At 59.6% G+C, this 9,752-nt stretch carries 10 protein-coding genes and 1 pseudogene; 6 read left to right on the plus strand and 5 right to left on the minus strand.

Translation table 11 applies throughout. The features are described 5' to 3' along the window. Window positions 1–444 precede the first annotated feature (444 nt). Window positions 445–1,512, minus strand: a complete 1,068-nt coding sequence (locus ACX3P0_RS24880) for an aldo/keto reductase (RefSeq protein WP_459092855.1) — start codon at window positions 1,510–1,512, stop codon at window positions 445–447. 88 nt (window positions 1,513–1,600) lie between these two features. Here ACX3P0_RS24880 and ACX3P0_RS24885 point away from each other — a divergent pair, with 88 nt between their 5' ends. Continuing rightward, window positions 1,601–2,155, plus strand: coding sequence for a TetR/AcrR family transcriptional regulator (locus ACX3P0_RS24885; RefSeq protein WP_459092857.1), 555 nt, complete (start codon window positions 1,601–1,603; stop codon window positions 2,153–2,155). Window positions 2,156–2,266: 111 nt separating this feature from the next. On the opposite strand, the gene ACX3P0_RS24890 is transcribed toward ACX3P0_RS24885, so the two are convergent. Together ACX3P0_RS24890 and ACX3P0_RS24895 are read right to left on the minus strand one after the other, a co-directional pair. After that, on the minus strand, window positions 2,267–2,518 hold the full coding sequence (locus tag ACX3P0_RS24890; protein ID WP_459092859.1) for a hypothetical protein: 252 nt from the start codon (window positions 2,516–2,518) through the stop codon (window positions 2,267–2,269). Between the two features lie 330 nt (window positions 2,519–2,848). Then, entirely contained in the window at window positions 2,849–3,214 is a 366-nt protein-coding gene (locus ACX3P0_RS24895; protein WP_459092861.1) for a winged helix-turn-helix transcriptional regulator, read from the minus strand. A 341-nt stretch (window positions 3,215–3,555) separates the two neighbouring features. On the opposite strand from ACX3P0_RS24895, the gene ACX3P0_RS24900 reads away from it, so the two are divergent. The 5 genes from ACX3P0_RS24900 (at window position 3,556) to ACX3P0_RS24920 (ending at window position 7,507) form a co-directional block, all read left to right on the plus strand. After that, complete coding sequence (locus ACX3P0_RS24900; RefSeq protein WP_459092863.1) at window positions 3,556–3,975, plus strand: GlcG/HbpS family heme-binding protein; 420 nt, start codon at window positions 3,556–3,558, stop codon at window positions 3,973–3,975. 35 nt (window positions 3,976–4,010) lie between these two features. After that, entirely contained in the window at window positions 4,011–5,030 is a 1,020-nt protein-coding gene (locus ACX3P0_RS24905; protein WP_459092865.1) for a zinc-binding alcohol dehydrogenase family protein, read from the plus strand. A gap of 122 nt (window positions 5,031–5,152) precedes the next feature. Then, complete coding sequence (locus ACX3P0_RS24910; RefSeq protein WP_459092867.1) at window positions 5,153–5,785, plus strand: hypothetical protein; 633 nt, start codon at window positions 5,153–5,155, stop codon at window positions 5,783–5,785. 94 nt (window positions 5,786–5,879) lie between these two features. After that, window positions 5,880–6,737 (plus strand): cytochrome b/b6 domain-containing protein, encoded by an 858-nt coding sequence (locus tag ACX3P0_RS24915; RefSeq protein ID WP_459092869.1) that lies wholly within the window; start codon window positions 5,880–5,882, stop codon window positions 6,735–6,737. Then, the gene (locus tag ACX3P0_RS24920) at window positions 6,734–7,507 is read left to right on the plus strand and encodes a molybdopterin-binding protein (RefSeq protein ID WP_459092871.1); all 774 of its coding nucleotides are present in this window, start codon (window positions 6,734–6,736) and stop codon (window positions 7,505–7,507) included. The genes ACX3P0_RS24915 and ACX3P0_RS24920 overlap by 4 nt, the downstream gene beginning before the upstream one ends. Window positions 7,508–7,739: 232 nt before the next feature. Here ACX3P0_RS24920 and ACX3P0_RS24925 read toward each other — a convergent pair. Beyond that, window positions 7,740–8,132, minus strand: a pseudogene (locus ACX3P0_RS24925) (transposase); the annotation flags it as partial. 559 nt (window positions 8,133–8,691) lie between these two features. After that, the coding region (locus ACX3P0_RS24930) for an EAL domain-containing protein (RefSeq protein WP_459092873.1) at window positions 8,692–9,752 on the minus strand (1,061 nt) is incomplete at its 5' end.

Genomic DNA, 9,752 nt, shown 5'->3' on the forward strand with positions numbered 1-9,752 from the left:
ATAGCTGCGACTACAAGATTGGCGACACGCGTATCGTCTGCAATCCCCGCGGCTATGATGATGAAAACGTCAATTTCGATCCGGTGCTTACGGTGCGGGTGTAGGCGCGCCGCCTAAGACAACTCCTGCTGCGTCCCCGGCAGGACCCGGCCTGAAGGCGAATGGCTGACCCGTTGGGGCAACATCTCTGCGTTATAAATGACAGCAATGCGCCCTCATTCCAGACGATCGAACCTAACGGCGAGCTTGCCGCAAGCACGTTCTTGAAGCATTTTAGGCGGGTGTGGCGACCATGGCCGGACCAGCGCAGAAGCCCGAGATCCGGCCATATGAGAAGATGTTGGCGCCGATTGGGCATCGGTATTTTCCCCGCCTGCACTCACTAAACTTGTATTGTCGAGCTAGTAGCCCGAGCCAGCTTCCGCAAGCCGCCGTCCACGTGCCTCAGGCAACAGGCACGGCCGGAGCGTCGATCCAGTCATCCTTGCCCCCCGTGAGGAGATCCTTGATGCGCGGATCATCGAGCACGGTGTAGGGATAGCCGCGCGGGATCGCGCTGACCTCGTCCAGACGCCCGATCTGCTCGGCCGACAGCTTGACCTTTGCCGCCGCCAGGTTGGCTTCAAGCTGGGCGAGCGTGCGCGGTCCGATAATCGGCAGTGCACCCTTGGCCGCAACCCATGCGATAGCAACCTCGCCCGGCGTCACGTCGGACTCGCTGGCAACTTCGATGAGCGTGTCGATGATGGCGGTGCGCTGTGGGCTATTTTCGGACTGGAAGCCGGCGCCAGCCCAAGCCTCGTCGCGCCGGCCTTGATCCTCGCCCACGCGGTACTTACCCGTCAGTACTCCGCCGCCCAGCGGTGAGTAGGCCACCACACCGATACCAAGCGCCTCAGCCGCGGGGATGATGTCCTGCTCGGTGGCGCGTTGGACGAGGCTATGCTCGACTTGAATGCCCGCAATTGGAATAGCGCCGCGAAGCTCGGCGATGGTCGCGGCTCGAGCGACGCGCCACGCCGGAAAGTTTGAGAGACCCGCGTAGAGGATCTTGCCGGCGCGGGCGAGATCGTCGAAGCCCCGCACGATCTCCTCGAGCGGAGTAACACCGTCCGAAACATGCACGAAGTAGAGATCAATCCGGTCGGTCTTGAGCCGCTTTAGGCTCGCTTCGACCGACGAGACCATTGCCTGGCGACTATTGCCGGTCACGAGGACCCCGGAATTGGCGTGGGTCTTCACCGCGTATTTCGTAGACAGCACGAACTCGTCACGCCTGCCCGAGAGCAGGTCACCGATGAACTCCTCAGACTGACCGTCCTGATAGCCATTGGCAGTATCGATGAAGTTGCCCCCCGCCTCGGCATAGGCGTCGAAGATTCGGCGGGCTTCGTCGGCTTGGGCGCCATGGCCGCCCCATGCAATGCCGAAGTTCGCGGTCCCAAGAACATATTCAGAGACGCGCAAGCCAGTGTGCTTGCCGAACGGCTTGTATCGCAGGGTTACTGACATTTCTCTATCCTTTTTAATGCTAACATGCTACCTACCGGAGCACTGCTCCTTATATTCGGAGCGCTGTTCCGTTTGTCAAGATGAGCCGATGCGAGCCGACGCAAAAAGAAACTACGATCTCCTGCTCTCGATCGCGCGTGAGGTAATCAACGAGGATGGAGTCGACGCATCCCTTCGCGATATCGCGCGTCGTGCTGGTGTCGGACTAGGGACGCTCTACCGGCATTTTCCAACCCGCGAGGCGCTACTCGAGGCTTTGTTGCGCACGAGCCTTGATGAACTCACACGCAAGGCCGACGAGCTCGAAAGGTCACAATCGGTCGATGAAGCGCTCGTGCTCTGGTTACGGGACGCGGTGGCCTTCGTGCAAAGCTACAATGGGATCGTCGCAGTGATGGCTGCTGCGCTCGCAGACAGCGACTCCGCGCTGCATGCCTCATGCACAAATCTGCGATCAGCAGGGGCGAGGCTGCTCACTCGCGCTCAAAAAACGGGGACGGCGCGCGGGAATCTCGATGGTGTGGACATATTCGCGCTAATTGGCGCGCTCGGATGGATCGGCGAGCAGCCATCGTTCGCGTCACGCGGTGAACGCCTCTTCGATATCATCACCGGAGCAATTCTGAGTACAGTTCAGCGCTAGTGACCGCACGTCGTTCGGTCGTAAGGGCGGTGGTCGATTTCTAAGTTACAGCTTTGCGTTCGACGGGGCTACGACGTCCCTCGTTTGTAATCGGAGAAGCAATCCCTTCCTCTAGGGAGCCGACGCGCCATCCTGGCTGTATGTTCTGACAAGGTGGACTGCCAGAGCATGCGCTACATCCTGCAGGTACATTTCGCTCGGTTCTGCCGGCTTGCTCAGTTCCCGGCGGATCATTTCCAGCAGGTTGGTAACTGTGGCGTCTCTTTGCCCGGAGATTTCCTTGAGGTGAAATGTCGATCCGTTGGCCCCGAACATTTCGGTGACCGCCATCTCGTAAATCGGAAGGCCGAGATAAAGGTGCATGTCCGGGAATGGCTCGGGCGAGAGCGTCTTCCATCTCAATTCATAGGGGACAGAGTATTCATGAGATAGAAATCGCCCACGGCTACAGTGTTCGAAAACCGAAGAGTGACGATCGATCTCAACCGCTTCGCATGTTCTCGGCGGTCGCGAAGCACAGGAACTTCGGCCGCGCGGCCCTAGAGCTTGGCATCACCGCCGCCTGCTGCGCCGACTAGGTCCTGCCCGGTGTCTCTACCATCGCCATATTGGCCGACAGTGCTGCAGCAGACCAGTATCAATTCGGCGCCAAGTCGGTCGGATATCTTCAATCGGTGCTCATGAACGATACCATCACGCCGCATTCGCGACGAACGGTTTGCCAAATCTGCTGATATTGTCATCGCCCCAAGTCCTCAATGCGCCGAGGATTGGCTCCAAGCTCCTGCCGAGCGGTGATATGCTATATTCAACCTTCGGCGGGACCTGAGCGTAGACCTTTCGCTTGATGAGGCCGTCCTCCTCCAACTCGCGGAGCTGGTTCGTGAGTGTTCGTTGGGTGACGCCCGCGACCTGCCGCCTGATCTCGTTGAATCGCATCGTGCCGTCTAGCAAATGAAAGAGGATGACGCACTTCCACTTTCCGTCGATCAGACTGATGGCTGCCTCAACTGAGCAGCCAGGATTGCAGTCGAAACGAGAATGGCGGACTTTTGCCATAATGGTATCCTTTCGATAGGTACAAACATATTCCGCATATACTCGCACCAAAAGGGTATGCGATTTTTCCAGTCGCTGCAAGCATTTCGCTCCCGACTGATGCCAGCGCGCAGGGCTTCCGCCACGCGGCTCAGACTCCAGCACAACAGTCTGTTTTCGTTGTATTTTTCTCCAACCTTAAACGGGTGAGTGCCACTGAAAGTATCAAAACTGATACTATCGGCAAACGTTGTGCGTATCCCATCAAGGCGCTCGTACCGCTAAATGGAGGTCACCGGAACGACGGTACGGCGCTCGGTCGACGTCGAAGACGGCCACATCGCAAACGCAAGGAATTTCCAATGTCTGCAAAAAGTTTTACCTCTCGCTCTATCACTCGTGAGGCGGCGGACCGGCTCATTGCCGTGACGATTGCCGCGTCCGAGCGCGTCGGGTTCGAACCAGTTGTAGCCATTGTTGATGCGGCGGGTCATCTCAAGGCTTTCGAGCGCAGTGACAGGAGTTCCTACCTGGCGGTCAATATCGCCATCGACAAGGCTTACACGGCCGCGTCCTTCGGCCTGTCAACCGCGCAGTGGGTCGATCTTCTGGAGGACCGCGGCGCTTCGAACCTGCGTCATGTTCCCCGCGTCATGGCCGCCCCCGGTGGTTTCCCGATCATGGAGGATGGGGCGATCATCGGCGGTCTTGGAATTTCCGGCGGAAGCTGGGCGCAGGACCAGGAAGCCGGGGAGGAAGCTCTCCGCAATTTCGGCCAGTAATCCCACAAACAAACGTCAAAGCGCAGGATATTTCAATGAAAGCGGTAGGCTATAAGACTCCCTTGCCAATCACGGCACCGGAATCATTCATCGACATCGATCTTCCCAAGCCTTCCCCCGAAGGTCATGACATCCTTGTCAACGTCAAGGCGATCTCGGTAAACCCCGTCGATTATAAGGTCCGGAGCAGCACGCCGCCAGCGGCCGGTGCCGACTGGAAAGTGGTCGGCTGGGATGCAGCCGGTATCGTTGCATCCGTCGGTCCGGATGTCACCCGATTCAAGGTAGGTGACGAGGTCTGGTATGCGGGTTCAATCACACGTTCCGGAACCAACGCCGAATTCCATCTTGTCGATGAACGCATCGTCGGCAGCAAGCCGGCCCGGCTGGGATGGGCAGACGCTGCGGCTCTGCCCCTGACTTCTCTGACGGCGTGGGAAGCATTATTCGATCGCCTTGACGTAAAGAAGCCGGTGCCTGGTGCTGCGCCGGCGATCCTCGTCATCGGGGGAGCCGGCGGGGTCGGATCGATCGCAATTCAGATCGCGCGACAGTTTACCGATTTGACGGTGATCGCCACGGCTTCCAGACCCGAAACACAGGACTTCGTCCGATCACTCGGCGCGCATTACGTCATCGACCATTCGACGTCTCTCGCCGAGCAAGTCGTCTCGCTCGGGATAGGTGCCCCAGCCTTTGTCTTCTCCACGACACAGACTGACAAGCATGTTGCCGACGTTGCAGAACTCATCGCTCCGCAAGGTCGCTTCGGTTTGATAGACGATCCGTCGAATTTCGACATCATGCAGTTCAAGCGCAAGGCGGTCTCCATTCATCACGAATTGATGTTCACAAGATCGATCTTCAATACGCCGGACATGGGCGAACAGGGGCGAATTCTCGACGAGGTTTCCCGGGCTGTAGACGCCGGCAGCGTCAGGACGACCGCAACCACGCATTTTGGTGGAATCAACGCGGCGAACCTGAAGAAGGCCCATGCTCAGCTCGAGAGCGGCACGACGATTGGAAAAATTGTGCTGGAAGGCTTCAGCTGAGCCGCCGCATCGAAGGCGGCCCTCTCGGGTAAACTATCCGACTTCTGCGTGTACCTGGCGCACCGCGCAGACCGTCCCTAGAGCGCCAACAACTACCTACTACTAGGTATAAGGAGATAATCATGCTTCAGAAACTTGTACCGGTCTTTCTTGCGGCCGCCGTCTTCACGCTACCGCTCGCTGCGGGCGCGCCGCCCGCTTTCGCGCAGACTGCCAAGGCCGAGCCCGTTCGCGTGCGGGGTTCTATTGCCAGTTTCAGTGGTGAGAGCCTGACGGTGAACACGCGCGAAGGCCAGACCGTCGACATTGCCCTTGCCCAGGGATGGATGGTGTCGAGCGTTGCACATGCAGCCGTCACCGACATCAAGCCTGGCGACTATGTCGGTATCGCATCGCTTCCCACGAAGGACGGGGGCGATGGTGCGCTCGAGGTGTTGATCTTCCCGTCCGCCCTGAAAGGTGCTGGTGAGGGCAGCTTCGGATGGGATCTGAAGCCCAACAGCACCATGACCAACGCCACAGTGGCGGACGCTGTTAAGGGCGTAGACGGGCGGACCGTGACCGTTTCCTACCACGGAAAGGACAAGAAGATTGCCGTTCCAGATGGCACGCCTGTCGTCACCTTCGCTCCGGCTACCTCGGCCGATCTGAAGCCGGGAGCGCCAGTCTTCATTCCCGCCGAGAAGGACGCGGGCGGCGCGATCACCGCGCAACGCATCGTCGTCGGCACCAACGGCGTCGTTCCGCCGATGTGAGCCGAGGACATCACCAGCCTGGCTCCCCCTCCAGGCTGGTGATGTCGTGGACCTTCCGGCCGATCCCGCCGGCCACGCACCGGAACCAAATCCCATGTCTATTGATACGCAATACCCGCAATCGACGCGAGGCGGCAGGACCGTCCTCATTCGGCGTCACGCCGTGCTCACGCGGCTGACGCACTGGCTGAATGTGCTGTGCCTCGGCATCCTGCTTCTGAGCGGGCTCCAGATATTTAACGCCTACCCCCGGCTGCACTGGGGTCAGTATGGCGCCGATGCCGATCCCGCCTTCCTCGCTATCGGAGCGAGCGAAAGTCGTGGCGGGCGGCAAGGGCATCTGACGGTCGGCAGCGTCTCCGTCTCCACGACGGGAATACTCGGCCTATCGCAGGAGGATGGCGCGTCGACTCCGCGGGCCTTTCCGGCCTGGCTGACGCTTCCGTCCTACCAGGACCTCGCCGCCGGCCGGCGCTGGCATTTCTATTTCGCCTGGTCCTTCGTTATAAATGGCCTAGTCTACCTTGGCCACGGGCTCCTGAGCGGTCATTTCCGCCGTGACCTCGTGCTGGGCCGCCACGAACTGGCGCCGCGGCACCTCGGTCAAGAGATCATCGACCATGTACGTCTGAGGTTCCCCACTGGCGACGGTGCCAGACGCTACAACACGCTCCAGAAGCTCACCTATATCGCGGTGATCGCAGGGCTGCTGCCCACCATGCTGCTGACAGGACTCACCATGTCCCCGGGCATCGACGCGGCGTTCCCATTCCTTCTCGACATCTTCGGAGGGCGTCAGTCCGCACGAACGATCCACTTCATCACGGCATCGCTAGTCGTTCTGTTCGTCATCGTACACCTCGCCATGGTGATCCTCTCGGGCCCCTTGAACAACATGCGTTCAATGATCACGGGCCGCTATGCCATTCGACAGGAGGGACCTGACGCATGACCGTCATCACACGCCGCCGCTTCCTGATCGGCAGCACCCTTGGTGCCAGTGGGCTCGCGCTGGCGGGCTGCGATAGTTGGGAACCGGATGCCCAACCGGGAGCGGTAATACGCTCCGTCGAGACACTTACTATGAAGACGCAGAGGCTTCTCCAGGGCCACGATGCTCTGGCGCGGGAATATGCCGAAACAGACATCTCGCCAACCTTCCGGGTCAACGGGACGAGCCGGCCCGACGGCGAGGACTATACCCGGCTGCTGGACGGCAGGTTCGCAGCCTGGCGTCTGAAGATCGACGGTCTTGTCGACCGACCGCAGGAACTGTCCCTGGCAGACCTGAAGAAGCTCCCCGCGCGCAGCCAGATCACCCGTCACGACTGCGTGGAGGGTTGGAGCGCGATCGGCAAGTGGACAGGTGTTCCGCTGGGGACCCTTCTCTCCTCGGTTGGGCTGAAGCCGTCGGCGCGGTACGCGGTCTTTCATTGCGCGGACGAATTGGAAAGGACGCTCGACGGTAGCGGCAGATACTACGAGAGCATCGACCTTGTCGACGCCTTCCATCCACAGACCATCCTTGCTTACGCGATGAACGGCGAGCACCTGTCGGTGGGACACGGCGCGCCGCTGCGTCTCAGGGTCGAGCGGCAGCTCGGCTACAAGCACGCCAAGTACGTCATGCGGATTGAGATCGTCGACAGCTTCGCAGGCCTGTGGGGTGGCAATGGCGGCTTCTGGGAGGACCGCGGTTACGAATGGTATGCCGGGGTCTGAGCGCGCAGCGCCTTAGCGAACGCGGCCAGGGAAGGGTTTTCATCAACTTGGCTTCGACCGGGAGCGCGGATGTATGAGCGTCCGCTTTCTCTGTAGTATCTCTCACGAGCCGACTGTCCGGTTCCCGCCCTATTCTGTTGAAGAAGTCGGGGACAGTATCGATAGGCGGGTAACACGAAACGCGGCAAGCGCGCCCGGATGTTCGATCATTCGACTGCGGGGCTCGGTACAGAACCATCTTGGCCATTTTACGGAGGTTCTGAGCTGCTGCGGCGAGGTGGAACTCGTCTCTCGCTCCGTTGGGGCCGCGCAGGCGCAAGCGCTCCAGCTTCAGGATGCGCTTCAGGTGGGCGAACAGCATCTCGACCTTCTTTCGCTCGCGGCGTGATACGAGATAGCCGTCGGTGGTGGCGATATCACGGGCCACATCGCGAGCGGCCTCGTGGATGGAGCGGGTGACCTTGCGTGCGGGCATGTTTGGCGTGCACCGCTGCCGATGCGCGCAGCCCTGGCAGTCCTGCTGACGCGCGCGATACCGGATTGAGCCATCCTTATCGATGTCGGTCCGTGGCTTGCTGAAGTTGCGATTGGACCGACGCAGACGGTTGCCATTCGGGCAGATGTAAGGACCCAAGCTGGCGGTAGGGTCAATGGATGCGGGTTAACGACCGCTTGCGCGGCAAACTCGCTCTTGTCCTAAATGATCACTTTAAGGTCGGTAGCGGTCACCCTGACCGCCTCCGACAAATGGCAGCTATCCCGCCGTCGGTGCCGAAAAGCCGCCCGTCTGGAATCGGCCCCTAAACCGCCGAGCGGCAATGCGCCCAATGTCGGCCATAGAGACCAGCTTTGCCAGATCCTGAAAGCAGACATTGCCGGCGGCGACGCGGCCCCTGAGGCTAGGCGCGACGAGTTCGATCGCCTGATGCAAGCTGACTCGTTCCCGGCCTCATGCCGGAGAGCACGGTAACCAGCGCCGTCACCTATTCCCGGGGCGCGATTCTGGCAGGCGATACTTGTTGACGGCGTGCCACATTGATCCATAACGGCGCCTGCCCGGCATCCATCGAAAGGGCGAGTTTCTTGAGACTCAAGGCGACCGTGGGACTTGGCTCAATAGCCCTGGATGATGGCTTGTGGCACGATCAAACCGTTTCGGCATGCGACTCGAATGCCGAATTCCATCAGGCTCTTAGTCGATAAGGCACTTGATATTTTGAAGGCCTGTCGGGTTGTTGTGTAAAGCGCCGCAGAAGTTCCAGGGTGGTCGCCGCTGAGGCGGGACGCCCGTAACGATAGCCTTGGCCGAGTATGCAGCCAAGGGACACCAGTTTGTTGGCCTGTTCCTCCGTCTCGATTCCTTCGGCAATGATCTTCATGTCGAGCTTATGTGCCACTTCGATCAAACCTTCGACGATTACCAGGCTCCGCTGGTCTTCAATCATCCGGTCAACAAATGACTTGTCGATCTTGATGAAGTCCACGGGAAAATTCAGGAGGTGGGTAAGCGAGGCGTGGCCGGTGCCGAAATCATCAAGCGCAACGCGCATTCCCTTGGCCCGCAGGTTTTCCGCTGCTCGCGCTATGTGATTGTCGCGGCCGCCCATAAAAACCGTTTCATTGATTTCGAGGATGACATGCTCGAGCGGAACATCGGCGGCAGCGAAGCTTTGCACGATCCGGTCTTCGAGATCGCCTTTCTGGAAATCTGGGCTCGCAACATTGATGCCGACATGCTGGAGTGAAATGCGGTTGTCGAGCCAGGTTCTGACGTCCGCGGCCACCTCCGACAGCATCTGCATGGTAAGATTGTTGCCAATACGTGGGTCCGAGATGGCTTCGTGAAACTCGTTGGCGGGCACAATTCGCCCTTCGGGAGTACGCATGCGGGCCAACGCCTCCACACCAACGATCTCGGCAGTGTCGATGCGCACGATTGGCTGATAGGCAGCGAAGATGCGGCCTTCTGATAGTGCGTTACCGACCTCACGTATGGTGTGGATCCTGTGGGTGATAGCCGTACGCATCCCAGGCACGAAGGGAATGAAACCGCCTCTGCATTCTGCCTTTGCGTGATAGAGGGCAAAGTCGGCGTTCTGGTACAAGATCTCGGCGTCGATGCCGTCGCATCCATAAAGTGCACCGCCGACAGTCACGGAAGAAACGATCGTATGTCCGCCATACTGGAGTGGCATACTGATTGTTTCAATCAAGACATGTGCCGCACTGGCCATTTCGGATGACG

The sequence above is a fragment of the Mesorhizobium sp. A556 genome, from assembly GCF_054489545.1.

Coding starts and splice junctions, on each gene's coding strand:
- ACX3P0_RS24880 (WP_459092855.1), bottom strand. CDS start 1,512: ATGTCAGTAACCCTGCGATACAAGCCGTTCGGCAAGCACACTGGCTTG.
- ACX3P0_RS24885 (WP_459092857.1), top strand. CDS start 1,601: ATGCGAGCCGACGCAAAAAGAAACTACGATCTCCTGCTCTCGATCGCG.
- ACX3P0_RS24890 (WP_459092859.1), bottom strand. CDS start 2,518: ATGCACCTTTATCTCGGCCTTCCGATTTACGAGATGGCGGTCACCGAA.
- ACX3P0_RS24895 (WP_459092861.1), bottom strand. CDS start 3,214: ATGGCAAAAGTCCGCCATTCTCGTTTCGACTGCAATCCTGGCTGCTCA.
- ACX3P0_RS24900 (WP_459092863.1), top strand. CDS start 3,556: ATGTCTGCAAAAAGTTTTACCTCTCGCTCTATCACTCGTGAGGCGGCG.
- ACX3P0_RS24905 (WP_459092865.1), top strand. CDS start 4,011: ATGAAAGCGGTAGGCTATAAGACTCCCTTGCCAATCACGGCACCGGAA.
- ACX3P0_RS24910 (WP_459092867.1), top strand. CDS start 5,153: ATGCTTCAGAAACTTGTACCGGTCTTTCTTGCGGCCGCCGTCTTCACG.
- ACX3P0_RS24915 (WP_459092869.1), top strand. CDS start 5,880: ATGTCTATTGATACGCAATACCCGCAATCGACGCGAGGCGGCAGGACC.
- ACX3P0_RS24920 (WP_459092871.1), top strand. CDS start 6,734: ATGACCGTCATCACACGCCGCCGCTTCCTGATCGGCAGCACCCTTGGT.